This window comes from bacterium (assembly GCA_035454885.1).
Lineage (GTDB): Bacteria > UBA10199 > UBA10199 > JACPAL01.
This window is the reverse complement of sequence record DATIGE010000015.1, coordinates 19,010-34,040: the sequence shown is the minus strand read 5'-3', so window position 1 is coordinate 34,040 and position 15,031 is coordinate 19,010. Positions and strand designations below refer to the sequence as shown.

Below are 15,031 nucleotides of genomic sequence, written 5' to 3'. Positions count from 1 at the left end.
TAGTTTAGAGGTATCACTCCGTTCCGGCGGCTGTCAAGACGCCCGGGGGTTAAAACCTGCAGTCTTTTCGTGGATTTTCCTAAAAAGTTCCTTGGTTTCTTCGTCCAAATCGGGCGGGACGACGATCTTCACGACCGCAAACTGATCCCCCTGTCCGGAATGATCCAGGTGCGGAGCCCCTTTTCCCTTGAAACGGAATTTTTGACCCGAAGGCGTTCCCGGCGGGATCTTGAGGTTCACCGCCCCGTCGAGCGTCGGAACGCGGACCGTCGCCCCCAGAACCGCCTCCGTCACCGTGATGGGGACGTTCACGTAGAGGTCGTCCTCCTCACGCCAGAAGGACGCATGGGGCGCCACCTTGACCTGGATGTAGAGATCGCCCCTCCCCGCGCCCTTGCCGGGAATGCGGATCTTGCCGCCGTCCCGGATACCGGCGGGAATCTTCACGTCGATCCTGTCGTCATGGCCGTTCCGGGTGATGGCGATCCGCCGCTTGGTCCCACGGACCGCCTCCTCGAAGCCGATCTCCAGGGTGGAGTGGACGTCCTGCGCGGGCGCCTCCTGCGGTTCCTCCCCGAACCACTCGGGCTGGGCCCGTCCTCGCCCGCGGCGGGCCCCGCTGAACCCGGCGCCGAAGATGTTTTCGAAGATGTCGTTCATGTCGAACTCGGCCCCGCCGCCGCGGCCGCCGGGTCCGCCCGAGGTCCACGTGTAGGTCCGATACGGCTGGTGTCGCGGATCGAATCCGCCCTGCTCCGCCCATTGGCCGAATTGGTCGTATTTCTTCCGCTTCTCCTCGTCGCCGACGATCTCGTAGGCCTGCGAGATCTCCTTAAACTTCTCCTCGGCGGCCTTGTCGCCCTTGTTCACGTCCGGGTGATATTTCTTGGCGAGCCTCCGGTAGGATTTTTTGATCTCGTCTTGAGACGCGGAGCGCGCGACGCCGAGAATTTCATAGGGATCTTTGGGCATGACGAATGATTATACACCTTTAAACTGCGGCGTCCTCTTACCCAGGAACGCCTTGATCCCTTCCCGGAAATCGGCGGTCCTGCTCGAATCGCAGATCAATTTGGTCTCAAACGCCAACTGGTCGTGGAGGGTGTTCTCGTAGGTGGCGTTCATGAGCTTCTTGAGACGGCCGAAGGCGGCGGTCGGGCCTTCGGAAAGCTGCCGGGCGAAGGCCTCCGTCTTGGAGGCGAGCTCCGCGCCCGGAACGACCCAATTGACGAGCCCCAGCTCCATCGCCTCTTTCGCCGTGTACGTCGGCAGCATCATGAAGATCTCCGTCGCCTTCTTCATGCCGACGTGACGCGGGAGGAAATACGTGGAACTGCCGTCGGGCGTCAGCCCGATGCGGGCATAGGCGAAGTTGAAGATGGCCTCCTCGGCGGCAACGACCAGGTCGCATGCAAGCGCGAGAGGCGCCCCCGCCCCCGCCGCCGGGCCCTGAACGCTGGCCAGGATCGGCTTTTCCAGGTTCCGCATCGTCTCCACCATCTCGTGCAAACGATCGGGCATCGCGGCCGGAATCGATTTTCCTTCGTCGAGGAACCGGTTGAAGGCGCGGATGTCTCCGCCGGCGCAAAAGCAGCGGCCGTTCGCCTTGAGGACGACCGCGCGGATCTCCGGGGCCCGCGCCTTTTCCATCGCGTCGGCGAGCCCGTCGATCAACTCGATGTTCATCGCGTTCATCTGTTCGGGGCGGTTGAGCGTCACATGGGCGATCGCCCCCTTGGCTTCGTAGAGAACGGCTTCGTTCATAGGGCACCCCTCATGGTCTTGATGAAAGCTTCCGCCTTGGCCGACGGGTTCTTCGCGTTCTTGTGGACGAGGGCGACGAGGGCGCTGCCCACCACCGCGCCGTCGCCGATTTTCGCCATCGCCCGGGCCTGCTTTGGGCTCGAAATGCCGAATCCGATGGCGACCGGGAGCTTCGTGCGCCGCCGGATCTCGGAAACCTTGGCCCTGATCTCCGCCACCGACTTGAGAGCGGCGCCCGTCACGCCCGTCATCGAAACGAAGTAGAGGAATCCCCGCGCCCGGCGGCAGACGATGCGGATGCGCTCCGCGTCGGAGGTCGGAGTCAAAAGGTAGATCAGGTCGATGCCGCTTTTCTTGAGCGCCCGATCAAGGTCCTTGGATTCCTCGGGCGGCAGATCCACGACGATGGCGCCGTCGACCCCCGCCCGGGCCGCGTCGCGCGCAAATCGATCCAGCCCGTAAGAAAGAATGGGATTGAAATAGCCCATCAACAGGAGGGGCACTTGCGACACCTTGCGGATCCGGGCCACGAGTTCCAGAACCTTCCGAAGCGTCATGCCCTTCGCCAGGGCCCGCTCGGAGGCCTTTTGGATGACGGGGCCGTCAGCCATGGGGTCGGAAAACGGGACGCCGAGTTCAATCACGTCCGCGCCGGCCCTCTCCAGCGCGAAGATCAGCCTCTTCGTCGCCGCCGGATTTGGATCGCCCGCCGTCAGAAAAGGGATGAGGGCCTTCTCCCCGTTCTTCTTCAACCGCCGGAACGCGATTCCAATGCGGCTCACAGCTTCACACCATAGTAGTCGGCCGCCGTGCCCATGTCCTTGTCACCGCGTCCCGAGAGGTTGATCACGACCGTCTTGTCTTTCGCGAGCTGACGCGCGTACCGGGTCCCGTAGGAGACGGCGTGGGCCGATTCGAGTGCCGGGATGATCCCCTCGGTCTTGGAGAGCAGATCGAAGGCCTCCATCGCCTGGTCGTCGGTCACGGCCACGTACGACGCGCGTCCCGTCTCCTTCAAATAGCTGTGCTCCGGGCCGACGCCGGGATAATCCAGCCCCGCCGAGATCGAATGCGTCGGCTGGACCTGCCCGTCCTTGTTTTGGAGGAGATAGGATTTGAAGCCGTGCAGGACGCCGATCCTGCCCTTTAACAGGGTCGCCGCGTGGTGCCGGCCGCCGACGCCCTCCCCCGCCGCCTCGACGCCGATAAGCGTCACGGATTTGTCCTGAAGGAAGGGATGGAAGAGTCCCATGGCGTTCGAGCCGCCCCCGACGCAGGCGACCAGCGCGTCCGGCAAACGCCCTTCCATTTTCAGCAGATCCTTCTTCACCTCGCGTCCGATCACGGACTGAAAATCCCGGACGAGCATGGGGTAAGGGTGAGGGCCGGCGACGGTCCCGATACAGTAGTAGGTCGTGCGGATGTTGGTGATCCAGTCGCGGATCGCCTCATTCAGCGCGTCCTTCAATGTCTTCGTCCCCGAGGTCACGGGAAAGACCGCCGCGCCCAGGAGCTTCATGCGGAAGACGTTCAAGGACTGCCGGTGGACGTCCTCCTCGCCCATGTAGACTTGGCAGTCCTGCCCGAGCAGGGCCGTCATCGTGGCCGTGGCGACGCCGTGCTGGCCCGCCCCCGTCTCGGCGATGATCCTTTTCTTCCCCATTTTCTTGGCGAGCAGGCATTGACCGAGCGTGTTGTTCACCTTATGCGCGCCGGTGTGGCAGAGGTCTTCCCTCTTCAAATAGATCTTCGCGCCGCCCATTTTTTCCGTGAGGCGCCGCGCAAGGTAGAGCGGCGTCGGACGGCCCACGTAATCCTTGGCGAGGGCGTTCAATTCCGACCAAAAGGCCCGGTCGCGACGGACCGCCTTGTAGGCGGCCTCCAACTCGCGGAGGGCCGGCATGAGGGTCTCGGCGACGAACTGGCCGCCGAATTCGCCGAAATGGCCGTGCCTGTCGGGGAGCGGGGTCACGGGAGCGCCTCTCTCGCGTTGGAGATGAACCGCTCGATTTTGGCGGCGGACTTGCGTCCCGGTTTTTCCTCCACTCCGCTCGCCACGTCCACTCCGTCCGGACCGACGGTTCGGATCGCGTCGGCCACGTTCTCGGGGGTCAAGCCCCCGGCCAGGATGATCTTGCCGACTTGTTTCGCCTCGCGGGTGAGGTCCCAGTTTCCCGTCACGCCCGTGCCTCCGTAGGACTGCGCGATGAAGGTGTCGACCAGATAATACTCGCACCTGTATTTTTTCATGAGCTCGATGGTCTTTTCATCCTTCAAGCGGAACGCCTTCCAGTAAGGGGCCGCGAACTGCTCGCAATACGACGGCGTCTCGTCCCCGTGAAACTGGAGATAATCGAGCTCGAGGGCGACGGAAAGGTCTTTCACGGTCCGCTCGGATTCGTTCACAAACACGCCGACCTTCAAAACGGTCGGCGGGACGTCCTCCAGAATCTTCTGTGCCCTCTCGAACGAGACGTGGCGCGGACTCTTTGCGTAAAAATTAAACCCCAGGGCGTCGGCACCGAACTCAACGGCGGCCAACGCATCCTCGATGTTCGTAATGCCGCAGATCTTCACGAGCATGACGGGCTAAAATAGCTCAAAGAAAAACGAGATGTAAAGGACGGGAACGCTACCGGGGATCATCGGAGAATCGGCCGCCCATGGCCTGGCTCGATGAGAGCAGGTCGTTCCAAGCGCGCTCGGCGCGGCGTCTTTCATGGACGAAAGGCGGCACGCCGCGGCTGAAGGCGAAGTCGATCTGGGTTTTCACGCTGCTTCCGACCGTGTCCGCCATTCGTCTCAGATCGAAATGCCCGAGACCGATCGCGTTGGCGACGACGGCGGCGGCACCCATCCGGTTCACGGCGAAATCGGCGGCGTGGAAAATGCCGGCCGCCTGCAGGATCCAGGCGATCGCATCCGGGGAGCCATGGGCGTCGAAGGCGTTCTGGTTGTTGGCGGCGCCCGCGACGGCCCGGACGCCGCTCATGATCATCGCCGCCGCGACGTCGAACGTGATCGGTTGGGGCCCCCCGTTGGGCGAAAGAATGCGGGCCTCGGGGAGCATCGTCACGATCGGCGCCAGGCCCGCTTCGGACCGGATGCCGTGCCACGCCATGCGGACCGACTCCCAAACGTTCGGCATCCGGACCGAGGCGTCATGGTAGAGCGGCGCCGGAAATCCGCCCGACCTCAGCGCGCACAGTTTGCCGGGATCGATGTCCACGACGCCGGCGACCGGCGAGCCGCGGACGTTTCGGAGTTTTTGATGCAGGAGCGAGCCGATGCCGCCGAATCCGACGATCAGGACCGGCGACACGGTCCCTCCCAAGAATTCCTCGTGGACGTTCCTCAGCGCGCTGTAGACCCCGGCGGCGGTGTGACCGATGGGGGCATGGCCGCGATAATTGCCGAACTTGCTCCCGACGATATTCCAAGGCGCCAACTTCGCGAGCGCGTCCGCCGCCTCGGGGCCGACGCCCTCGTCGCTGCCCGTGAGGCTGATGCCGAGCGTTGTCAGGACGTCCGCATAGACCGTCAACGACTTCGCGAACCCCTGCCCGTTGTTTCGGTGCAGGAGAATGCCCTTGGACCCTCCCAGTCCGGTCGGCGTGTCGTGCTTCACCTGGTGGAGCGCCTCGTCGATCGAGCGCCACTTGTGGGTCATCGCCACGCCCTTGTCGACCACGCGCTTGAGCGCCTGGCCGAACGTCATCCGGTCGTCGCGGAACGCCATCGTCCCGCCGGAGGAGAGCCAGAGATTGCGTTTGAGACGGCTCCAAGGCGAGCGCCCCACGCCGTGAACGAAGATCATGCCGCAGACGCCCTCCTCATCGTTCAGGAAGACGGCAAGGCCCAGACCGTTGGCCCAATGCCGATCGAGACTCTCCGACCAAAAGGACCCGAGATCGTGGGCCTTCGCGAAAAAGGCGACCTGGGTGCCCCCCTCCGTCGTGAAAGGCGAAAAGCCGTCCGTGGGATCCGCCATCCGGGCCCAGAAGCCCGGGGACGGAGATGGGCGGGTGAACGTGAGCGGCGAGAAAATCTCCCGCACGGCCGCCAGGGGGGAAAGCGAGGACGCGCCGTCACGTTTTTCGAGTCGCGCGAGCTCCGACTCCCCGGCGCCGACGCGCGCGCCAAGCAGGGCGAGCGACCTCAAGGCCTCTCCCACCTGCAACACGCCGCCGTCCCGGATCGCAGCGAGCGTTCGGACGGTCGTCTCCGGAAGGTCCCAAGCCTCCAGCTCCCCGGCGGCACGAACCGTTTGGGCGAGCCGCGGCGCGACGTCCGCGAGCCGTCCCGCGTTCTGAAGGGCCAATTGAAGGGTGGAAACGGCCTGGGAAAGCGTCAGCGAAGAGGCATCCATAAGCGAAGCCATTCTTCGTCGCGGCGCGTCAGAGGTTGCGAGAAATCAATCGGTCGATGAGGACTTCAGCAAATTTCCGAGCGCGGCCCCCGGATCGGAGGACTTCATAAAATATTCGCCAATCAGAAACGCATTCACGCCGACGCCTCGCAATTTTCTCACGTGTTCCGGAGCGGAAATCCCGCTCTCGCCCACGAGGACGGCCCCTTTCGGAGCGAGCGGAGCCAGACGGACGGTCGTCTGCAGGTCCACCTTGAGGGTGTCGAGATTGCGGTTGTTGACACCGATCAAGGTCGCCCCGGCCCTTTTCGCCCGCTCCATCTCCTTCTCATCGTGCACCTCGACCAAGGCCGCCATGCCGAGGTCTTGCGCCAGGGCGGCGTAGTCCTTGATCTGCGCGTCTTCGAGAATCCGGACGATCAGGAGGATGGCGTCGGCGCCGTGCGCCCGGGCCTCGTGGACGTGGTATGCGTCGAGCGTGAAGTCCTTCCTCAAGAGGGGAATTTTCACGCAACGACGGATGTCTGCCAGAGATTTCAGGCTTCCTTGAAAGAAATGTTCATCGGTGAGGATGGAGAGACAGGCCGCGCCGTTTTCCTCGTAGGCCACCGCAATCTTGATCGGATCAAAATCGGCACGAATGACGCCGGCGGAAGGCGACGCCTTCTTCACCTCGGCGATGATGCGTATCCCTGGTTTGAGCACGGCATCGATGAACCCGCGTCTAGGCGCGGCGTCTTCCGCCATGGCCCGTACGTCCTTGAGCGAAACCTTCCGCCGGACGGCCTCCAGCTCCTGGCGCTTGTAGTCGACGATCTTGTCGAGCAGCATGCGTCTATCTATCGGATATCCGGACGCTTTTCACAAGAAAGACCTATTGTCATAAAAATATTGACAACTGTCATAATAATTAGGACGATAAGATCGTATGGACTTGAGCTTCCTCATCCCTTCCAAGGTCCGCCGCCTGGTCCTGGATTACTACGTCCGAAACCCTGACGCCCAGGTGGGCATCCGCGAACTGGCCCGGGAACTCAAGATCTCGCCTCAGGAGTCGTTCCGGGAACTGTGCAACCTGGAAAGCTGGGGGATGCTGTTCTCCAGCCGCCGGGGCAGCGAGAGGGCGTTCCGGTTAAATCAGCGTTTCCGACTGTATCCCCCTATTCGCGATTTGCTGACGCTTTATCGAAAGGAACAAAACAGAAAATACGAAGTCAACCAAACCTATAGGATGGAAGACTTGGTGCGCGAAATCGGCAAAACCCCGATTCCTCCGGAAATGCTCCCGCGTCTCATGGAGAAACGGAAAAAACACCGCTCTTATGAAGAGGAGAAGATTCTGAAGAGGATCAACCGAACATGAGCGGCAAGAATCAACAAAAACTGAAAATCATCGCCGAATTGCCGCAAACTATTCGCCAAGTCACACTCGCGGCTTTCCTCTCCAAGCTCTTTCGGGCCAAGAACATGGATTTCATCTTAGTCGGCGGAGCGACGGTTCAATTCTATACGCAGGGAACCTATCTCACGAAAGACATCGATGTGATTCTCAGAGGGGATACCAAAGAAATGATCGAGGAGATCATGAATTCCCTCGGTTTCAGAAGAACGTCGAACTACCGGCAATTCGGTCATCCGGTCTTCGATTTCTCGATCGAATTTCCGCCCTCCCCCATCGAAATCGGGAGCAGAACGATCTCCAAGGTCAACGTGATCGAGACTCCCGAAGGCCCGCTGGAGATCATTCGGATCGAGGACATCATCATGGATAGGATCATTGCCGGCGTGGAATGGAAGCATCAAGGATCGATCGAGCAGGCGAAACTCCTTTGGATGAAAAATCAGAAACGCATCGACCTCGACTACCTCACCGACTTCGCCAAAAAGGAAGGCTACCTCAAAACGTTAAATCAGATCATTTCTAGGTAAGTCTGCACAGAGCGGCTCTCCTGCTAATATGTAATAATATCCCATAGTTCATAGCTATTATTGGGATCTCTTACGTTTCTGCGCACTTCTCGGGTTCCATGCACCTTCCGCCTGAGATTGAATCTTTCCAGGCCATTTCAGACCCTTAGCCCCCGTTTTTCCCCGCCCATTTCAGATGGCAGGCCGAGGTCATTCCTCCGAACGACGAAGCCGGTATGACGTGATCCGAGGCGGCGCCGGCATCTGTGCTGGAACCGGAGCCTGAGCCGGAACCTTTCAAAACGATTCTGATTGGCGACGCTTCCGGCTTTTTTAGGACGGCAACTCTGAGCCTTTCGAGCCGATAAATAACGGTGCCTGAGGGGCTTCGAGAAATTATAAATTGATGCGGACTTGCGCCTGGCGGAGCATCCTGCCGATCTTCGTGCTCGAGAGTGCTTCACGGGAAAACTCCGCCAGCATCAGATCCTCTCCCGACGATCCCAGGCGATAGATCTCGTAGGCCCTGGCGGCGATCTTTGCATAGGTCGCCGACGACAGACTTCCGGCTCGTTTCAGTTCTTCAATCGCCTCCTCGAAGGACCGTGCGATCCTCTCGGGGCGCCTGGGCTGATTCAATCGACTTGCCCCCGACTCTTCAAGGAGACGGCGAACCTCAGGATCTTTGCATAGAAATGCTTGGAAGGTGCCGTCCGAAAGAACGAGCGGCGCGGGCAAATCACGATTGTAGAGATCGCGAGCGCGATCGGCGATGGCCGTATGCCCTATTGTGTCCAAGGTGCCCTCCTCTCTCAACTGGCGAATCGCCGCTTCGAAAGCGGCCACGGCTTTTGCCTTGTCGCTTCTTTCTCCTTTGGGAAATCCACCGGCCTCTTGGATAAGGTTCAAGATGGGGGAGTTCCCGGAGGGATCCGGCAAAATGGCCTTATGAAATTTATTGAAAGGCGGCCAAACCGGCCCTTTGCAAAACTCCTCGCGAAAGATTCCGTGGGCCCTGCGGGCGATCGCGGCCATCGGAACCGTCGAAATTTTTCCCGATCGCTTAAATTCCTCGACCGCCAATCGAAAGGCCTCAAGGACCAGGAAGTCACTTACGTGAATAGGCGGGTTGCGAGACTCTTTCAAAGCAGCATTAAGAATTCGAGCCTCTTGCCGGAGACCGAGGGAACGAATGAAGTCTCCGATATGAGGCCGGAAGATCTTGACGACAACGGGCAAGGCACTCCAACGGTGAATGGTTTCCCTCCATAGAGCGGCATCGCCGTGACGGAGAGAGCGCCGCGATGCTGCCACATCCAAATAAGAAGGAAGCCCTTTTTCTAGGACCGGCAACCCTTCATCCAAGAGGGTCAGCAAATGGCGCTCGGTCCCAAAAAGACCGACCCCTCGGAGAAAGACCCCGGTGAACAGGGAACTATAACTTGCCATCTTGGTCGAAATCTCGCGTTCGAAGGGAAAAAGTTGCTCTATTCGTTGGAAATCCGGATCACGTCCTTAAGGACCTCGTAGGCCCTGCCCTGATCCAGCGAGTGCTCGGCGATCGTCAGCCCCTCTTCGAGGCTTGAGGCGCGTCCCGAGACCATGAGGGCGGCGGCGGCGTTGAGCATGACGGCCGTTCTCAGAGGCGACTCGTAGCCCTCCAGGACCCCCTTGAGCATCATCGCGTTGTAGTCCGCGTCGCGGCCCAGGAGGTCCTCGGGCTTGCACAGTTCAAGACCCAATTCTTCCGGGTCGATCGTGAGCTCGCCGATCTTTCCGTTGCCGAGGGCGACCGCGTAGGTCCTGCCCGTGAGCGTGATCTCGTCCAACCCGTCCTCGCCGTGCACGAGGAGGACCCGCGTCGAGCCCAAGTCGCGGAGGACCTGGGCCATCATCGTCATTTTCTTCGCGTCGTAGACCCCGATCACCTGGGTCAGGGGGTTGGCCGGGTTCGCCAGAGGGCCCAGGAGATTGAAGATGGTGCGCGTCCCGATGCGCTTCCGGGCGCCGGCGACGTTCTTCATGGCCGGGTGAAAACGCGGGGCGAAGAAGAAGCCGAACCCCGCCTCGACCAGGCACTTGCGGACCTGGACGGGCTCCAGTTCGATCCTCACTCCCAGCTTTTCCAGGATGTCGGCGCTCCCCGACTTGGAGCTGATCGCCCGGTTGCCGTGCTTGGCGACCCGGACGCCCGCGCCCGCGACGACAAAGGCCGCCGCGGTCGAGATATTGAAGGTCCCGCTCGCATCTCCTCCGGTCCCGCAGGTGTCGACCAGGTTGTCCTGATTGACGCTCACCTTGACCATGAACTCGCGCAGGACCCTGACCGCGCCCTTGATCTCCGCCAGGATCTCGCCTTTATCCCGCAGGCCCGTCAGGAACTGGACGATGTCGTCCTCGGCGGCCTTCCCCGCCATGATCTCCTTCATGACGGCGACCATTTCCTCTTCGGAGAGGGAGCTTCCGCGGCCGAGTTTTTTGAGAACGACTTGGATCATGGGATCATGAACGAGAGAGGTCGAGAAAATTCTTGAGAAGGTGTTTCCCTTCGGCGGTCAAAATGGATTCGGGATGAAACTGGACGCCTTCGAGCTTCATCTCCTTGTGCCGGACGCCCATGATTTCCCCGTCGTCCGCGGTGGCGGTGACCTCCAGGCAGTCGGGAATCGATTGCTTTTCGATGACGAGCGAGTGATAACGCGTCGCCTCGAAGGGATTTTTCAAATCCTTGAAGACGCCCTTGCCGTCGTGCCGGATCATCGAGGTCTTGCCGTGCATGACCTTCTTGGCCCGGACGATCTTTCCCCCAAATGCCTGTCCGATGGACTGGTGACCCAGGCAAACGCCCAGGATGGGGATCTTGCCGGCGAACTCTTTAATGATGGGGACGGAAACCCCGGCCTCGTTCGGCGTGCAGGGTCCAGGAGAAATGACAATCTTGTCGGGATTCAGTTTTCGGATCTGATCGAGCGTGATCTCGTCGTTGCGGTACACCCGGACGTCTTCCCCCAATTCCTGGAAGTACTGCACGAGGTTATAAGTGAACGAATCGTAGTTATCGATCATCAAGAGCATATTCGATCGCCTTCATCACGGCCTTGGCCTTGTTTTGGATTTCCTTATATTCCGTCTCCGGCACCGAGTCCGCCACGATCCCTCCGCCGGCCTGAACCGTCACGACGTGGACTCCGTCCACGTCCTTCAAGAGCGCCGACCGGATCGTGATCGCCATCTCCATGTTGCCGGAGAAACTGAAATAGCCCACGCACCCGCCGTAAAACGACCGTCGCACGGGCTCCAGTTCCTCGATGATCTCCATCGCGCGGATCTTCGGCGAACCCGACAGCGTCCCCGCCGGAAACGTCGCTTTCAGCAGGTCGAATGCGTCCTTGCCTTTCTGAAGCCTCGCCCGGACGTTCGAGACGATGTGCATCACATGGGAGTATCGCTCGACCTTCATGAGTTCGTCCACCTGGACGCTCCCGGCCTCGGCGACGCGACCCAGGTCGTTCCGGCCCAGGTCCACCAGCATGATGTGCTCGGCCCTCTCCTTCTCGTCCGCCAAGAGCTCCTTTTCCAAGGCGAGGTCCTCCGCGTCGTCCCGGCCGCGCTGGCGCGTTCCTGCAATCGGCCGCAGCGTCATCTGGCCGTCCTCCAAACGCACCATGGTCTCCGGCGAGGCGCCCACGAGGGACGTCCCGTCGAACTTGAGATGAAACATATAAGGAGACGGGTTGATCCGCCTGAGCGCCCGATAAAGCGCCAGGTCGTCGATCCTCATCTCCGACTGAAACCGGATCGCGAAGACGGTCTGGGTGACGTCTCCCGCCATGATGTATTCGCGAATGCGGGAGACGCCCCGGGCGTGCTCCTCCTTCGAGAGGCTCTGTGTCCACCGGGGAGGTTTTGACGCGCTTCTCTTGGCCGGCCGCCGCTCGGGTTTGCGGGAGGCGATCGCCGCCGCGGTCCTCCGGATCAAGCGCACGCCCTTTTCGTACTCCTTCTTCACGGACGCCTTCGAATCGATGCGCGCGTCGTAGACGATCTTGAGCGACTGCTCGAAGGTGTCGGCCACCAGGAGGATTTGCGGGACGATGAAATAGAGATCGGGCAGATCGAGCCCCGGATGCTTCAAGTCCGGCAACCTCTCGAACGACCGGACGGAATCGTATCCGACGATGCCGACCGCGCCGCCCGGAAAGATTGGCATGCCGGGCACCGGCACGAAACGGTACTGATGAAGGATCTTTTTCAGTTCGTCCAAACGGCTCGCGGCGGCCTTGAAGACGACGGAGGGATACAAACCGATGAAGCTGTAGCGGCCCCACTTCTCGCCGCGCTCGACGCTTTCGAGCAAGAACCGGTATTTTTCGCTCTCGAACGCCTTGTAGACGGCCAGCGGCGTGTCGAGGTCGAGCGGCATCTCCCCGGCCAAGGGGACCCGGCACCCCGGACGGGCGCGCTTCCTGAATTCCTCGAAGGATGCGATACGCATTCGCCAAGTTTTGCGTGTCATAACGAGGAGTTGTCAACGACTAAAAAAACTGCCACAAAGCGGAACTCATATGACGCCAACCAAAAGAATCGCCTCCTTCCTGACGGCCGTGAACCTCAAGCTCTGGCCGCTCATTTTGATCGGCGTCATCGCGCTGAGCGCCGCGAGCATCCCCAGGACGATTCAACTCTTCAAGAACATCAGCACCGATCCCGTCGACCTCCTGCCGCGGGAGAACCCCAACGTTCAGGCCCTGCTCAAGGTTCGCGACAAGCTTGAGAAGGGCGTGCGAACCTCCATCGTATTCGAATCCGACGACCCGGAGGCCACGCTCCGCTTCCTGGCCGACACGGTGGAGAAACTCAATCACGAGCCCTACGTGGGCCGCGTGATCGCGCGCAAGATCGGCTACGACTTTTTCGACAAGTACAAGATGCTGTTCGTGAGTCTGGAGGATCTCCGCACCATCCGGGACCGCATCGACCGGCGCATCCAAAGAGAAAAGCTGCGCGGCCTGTACATCGACCTCGAAAACGAGGGGGATTCCGTCTCCTTCAAGGACATCCAGGAAAAGTACGGGGCCAAGTACGCCGAAGAGACCAAGAGCGAATACAATGTGTCTCCGGACGGGCGCATCTATTCGATCTTCGTCGAATCGGGCCCGGAAAGCACCGGACTCTCCGCCGCCAGCAAGTTTCAAGACAAGATGGAGGACTTCGTCGCGACGCTCGCGCCCAAGACTTATCACCCGACGATGAAGGTGTACTTCTCCGGCGCCACCAAGGTCCTGGAGTACCGGGCGCTCGTGAAGGACCTGAAGCGCGTCGGCATCATTTCCGGGATCCTGCTTTTCATCCCGCTCCTCATCCGGTTCCGGAACCCTCTCAACGTCCTGTCGATGTTCCTGCCGTTGGCCGTCGCCATGCCGATCTCCTTCGCCGCCGCCTCGTACTTCGTGGCCAAGCTCAACGTTTCGACGTCGTTTCTCTTCGCGATCCTCGGCGGCCTGGGGATCGAGAACGGCATTCACATCTTCAGCCGTTACCATGAAGACCGCACGTCCGGCCACGAACGGAGACACGCGATCAACCAGATTTACGAACATACGGGGCGCTCGATCCTGACCTCCGTCGCCTCGGTGGCGGTCACCTTTCTGCTGCTTCTCATCAACGAGTTCCGCGGCTTTTCGGAATTCGGCCTCATCTCCGGTCTCGGGTTGTGGGTCATTTTCTTCGTTTATTTCCTGTTCATGCCCTCGCTGCTGATCTTTTTGGAAAAAATCCGCGTCTTGCGATTCCACCGCGCGGTGGCCGACTCCGAGCCGGCGATTCCCGTCAAGGCCAAGTGGCTGACCGTCTCGCTCGGCGTCTTTTCCTTGTTCACCGTCTTTTCCTTCATCGTGACGCCGTTCATCGGCTTCGAATACGATTCCAAAAAGACGCGGGCGGAGATTCCGGAGGTCATCGAGGCCAAGAAGAAGCAGCGAATGACGACCCGGCGCGTGAACAACCCCGCCGCCGTGGTGATCTATTCCAGCGACGAGGCCGAGGCCCTGCACGAGGCGGTGGAGAAGCGCAAAGAGGAGGACAAACTTTCTCCCACGATCGACACCTCGCGCTCGTATTACGACCTGGTGCCGTCCGATCAGGACGAGAAACTCAAGGTCATCGGTGAGATCCAAGCGCTCCTCAAGGACGACACGATCCGGCTGGTCAAGGGCGAGCAAAAGAAGGACCTGGATCGGTTCAGGGAGGCCCTCGACAAGACGGCGCCGATCAAGGAGGGCGACGTGCCCCCGGAGGTGGAGGAGGTCTTCAAGGGCAAGCCGGAAGTGCCCGGAGAGCTTTTTTACATCAACGCCATCCCCGAGCTCGAGCTCGACGACGGCCAGAACGCCATGCGGTTCGCCGAGGACGTGGGAAAGATCGAGACCAAGGCAGGCGTCTATTACCCCTCGAGCGACGGCGTGGTCTACGGCCTGGTTCTCAAGACCATGCTGGCCGACTCGAAGACGGTCATGATCGTCTCCCTCCTCTCGGTCATGTTCTTCGTCTTCATCGACTTCCGGAGCGTGCGGAAAACCGCGATCGTCATGGCCTCCATCGTCCTCGGCGTGTTCTGGCTGTTGGGGGTGATCTATATCTTCGGTATCAAGCTCAACTTCTATAATATGATCATCATCCCGGCGGTCATGGGCATGTCGATCGACAACTCGATCCACATCTACCACCGCTATGAGGAGATGGGCCGGGGCTCGCTCGCGAAGGTCCTGGGCTCGACGGGCGTGGCCGCCATGCTCGCGTCCCTCACGAACGCCTCGGGCTTTTTCGGCCTCCTCTTCTGCGTGCACAGGGGGCTGTATTCGATCGGGCTGCTCGCGGTCATCGGCGTGGGGACGTGCTTCCTCTCCACCCTGGTTTTCCTCCCGGCCCTTCTCCAGTTCCTGGAACACTTGAGATTTGACCGGAAAGAGGTCGTGCCGTAAGAGCTGTTCG

General features: G+C 60.6%; 14 protein-coding genes. 3 read left to right on the top strand and 11 right to left on the bottom strand.

Annotated features, from left to right (window positions below; all coding sequences use genetic code 11):
* Positions 1–33 precede the first annotated feature (33 nt).
* From VLJ37_03440 to trpC, 7 genes are read right to left on the bottom strand one after another with little or no spacing between them, the layout of a single operon-like run.
* Positions 34–972, bottom strand: coding sequence for a DnaJ C-terminal domain-containing protein (locus tag VLJ37_03440; GenBank protein HSA58719.1), 939 nt, complete (start codon positions 970–972; stop codon positions 34–36).
* 9 nt (positions 973–981) lie between these two features.
* Positions 982–1,764: an enoyl-CoA hydratase-related protein gene (locus VLJ37_03435; protein ID HSA58718.1), complete on the bottom strand. Its 783-nt coding sequence runs from the start codon at positions 1,762–1,764 to the stop codon at positions 982–984.
* The gene (gene trpA / locus VLJ37_03430; protein HSA58717.1) at positions 1,761–2,546 is read right to left on the bottom strand and encodes a tryptophan synthase subunit alpha; all 786 of its coding nucleotides are present in this window, start codon (positions 2,544–2,546) and stop codon (positions 1,761–1,763) included. Before trpA ends, VLJ37_03435 begins: the two co-directional genes overlap by 4 nt.
* Positions 2,543–3,736 (bottom strand): tryptophan synthase subunit beta, encoded by a 1,194-nt coding sequence (trpB, locus tag VLJ37_03425; GenBank protein HSA58716.1) that lies wholly within the window; start codon positions 3,734–3,736, stop codon positions 2,543–2,545. The genes trpA and trpB overlap by 4 nt, the downstream gene beginning before the upstream one ends.
* Positions 3,733–4,347 carry a phosphoribosylanthranilate isomerase gene (locus VLJ37_03420; GenBank protein HSA58715.1) on the bottom strand — a complete coding sequence of 205 codons (615 nt, stop codon included), beginning with the start codon at positions 4,345–4,347 and terminating at the stop codon, positions 3,733–3,735. Before VLJ37_03420 ends, trpB begins: the two co-directional genes overlap by 4 nt.
* A 49-nt stretch (positions 4,348–4,396) precedes the next feature.
* Positions 4,397–6,133: a hypothetical protein gene (locus VLJ37_03415; GenBank protein ID HSA58714.1), complete on the bottom strand. Its 1,737-nt coding sequence runs from the start codon at positions 6,131–6,133 to the stop codon at positions 4,397–4,399.
* Between the two features lie 45 nt (positions 6,134–6,178).
* On the bottom strand, positions 6,179–6,964 hold the full coding sequence (gene trpC / locus VLJ37_03410; protein ID HSA58713.1) for an indole-3-glycerol phosphate synthase TrpC: 786 nt from the start codon (positions 6,962–6,964) through the stop codon (positions 6,179–6,181).
* A 97-nt stretch (positions 6,965–7,061) separates the two neighbouring features.
* Between trpC and VLJ37_03405 the strand changes: the two genes are divergently transcribed.
* Both VLJ37_03405 and VLJ37_03400 read left to right on the top strand, forming a co-directional pair.
* Positions 7,062–7,496: a hypothetical protein gene (locus tag VLJ37_03405; protein HSA58712.1), complete on the top strand. Its 435-nt coding sequence runs from the start codon at positions 7,062–7,064 to the stop codon at positions 7,494–7,496.
* A complete protein-coding gene (locus VLJ37_03400; protein HSA58711.1) occupies positions 7,493–8,062 on the top strand; it encodes a hypothetical protein in 570 nt (189 codons plus the stop codon). Before VLJ37_03405 ends, VLJ37_03400 begins: the two co-directional genes overlap by 4 nt.
* A gap of 375 nt (positions 8,063–8,437) precedes the next feature.
* On the opposite strand, the gene VLJ37_03395 is transcribed toward VLJ37_03400, so the two are convergent.
* From VLJ37_03395 to VLJ37_03380, 4 genes are all read right to left on the bottom strand, one after another.
* The gene (locus tag VLJ37_03395) at positions 8,438–9,418 is read right to left on the bottom strand and encodes a hypothetical protein (protein ID HSA58710.1); all 981 of its coding nucleotides are present in this window, start codon (positions 9,416–9,418) and stop codon (positions 8,438–8,440) included.
* Between the two features lie 110 nt (positions 9,419–9,528).
* On the bottom strand, positions 9,529–10,539 hold the full coding sequence (gene trpD / locus VLJ37_03390; protein HSA58709.1) for an anthranilate phosphoribosyltransferase: 1,011 nt from the start codon (positions 10,537–10,539) through the stop codon (positions 9,529–9,531).
* A gap of 4 nt (positions 10,540–10,543) precedes the next feature.
* The gene (locus VLJ37_03385) at positions 10,544–11,116 is read right to left on the bottom strand and encodes an aminodeoxychorismate/anthranilate synthase component II (protein ID HSA58708.1); all 573 of its coding nucleotides are present in this window, start codon (positions 11,114–11,116) and stop codon (positions 10,544–10,546) included.
* Positions 11,097–12,536, bottom strand: a complete 1,440-nt coding sequence (locus VLJ37_03380; GenBank protein HSA58707.1) for a chorismate-binding protein — start codon at positions 12,534–12,536, stop codon at positions 11,097–11,099. The genes VLJ37_03385 and VLJ37_03380 overlap by 20 nt, the downstream gene beginning before the upstream one ends.
* Before the next feature lie 70 nt (positions 12,537–12,606).
* On the opposite strand from VLJ37_03380, the gene VLJ37_03375 reads away from it, so the two are divergent.
* Positions 12,607–15,021: an MMPL family transporter gene (locus VLJ37_03375; GenBank protein ID HSA58706.1), complete on the top strand. Its 2,415-nt coding sequence runs from the start codon at positions 12,607–12,609 to the stop codon at positions 15,019–15,021.
* Positions 15,022–15,031 lie beyond the last annotated feature (10 nt).

Bases quoted from the DNA above. Each gene is read 5' to 3' on its own strand.
- VLJ37_03440 (HSA58719.1), bottom strand. From the start codon at position 972: ATGCCCAAAGATCCCTATGAAATTCTCGGCGTCGCGCGCTCCGCGTCT.
- VLJ37_03435 (HSA58718.1), bottom strand. From the start codon at position 1,764: ATGAACGAAGCCGTTCTCTACGAAGCCAAGGGGGCGATCGCCCATGTG.
- VLJ37_03420 (HSA58715.1), bottom strand. From the start codon at position 4,347: ATGCTCGTGAAGATCTGCGGCATTACGAACATCGAGGATGCGTTGGCC.
- VLJ37_03415 (HSA58714.1), bottom strand. From the start codon at position 6,133: ATGGATGCCTCTTCGCTGACGCTTTCCCAGGCCGTTTCCACCCTTCAA.
- trpC (HSA58713.1), bottom strand. From the start codon at position 6,964: ATGCTGCTCGACAAGATCGTCGACTACAAGCGCCAGGAGCTGGAGGCC.
- VLJ37_03405 (HSA58712.1), top strand. From the start codon at position 7,062: ATGGACTTGAGCTTCCTCATCCCTTCCAAGGTCCGCCGCCTGGTCCTG.
- VLJ37_03400 (HSA58711.1), top strand. From the start codon at position 7,493: ATGAGCGGCAAGAATCAACAAAAACTGAAAATCATCGCCGAATTGCCG.
- trpD (HSA58709.1), bottom strand. From the start codon at position 10,539: ATGATCCAAGTCGTTCTCAAAAAACTCGGCCGCGGAAGCTCCCTCTCC.
- VLJ37_03385 (HSA58708.1), bottom strand. From the start codon at position 11,116: ATGCTCTTGATGATCGATAACTACGATTCGTTCACTTATAACCTCGTG.
- VLJ37_03380 (HSA58707.1), bottom strand. From the start codon at position 12,536: ATGCGTATCGCATCCTTCGAGGAATTCAGGAAGCGCGCCCGTCCGGGG.
- VLJ37_03375 (HSA58706.1), top strand. From the start codon at position 12,607: ATGACGCCAACCAAAAGAATCGCCTCCTTCCTGACGGCCGTGAACCTC.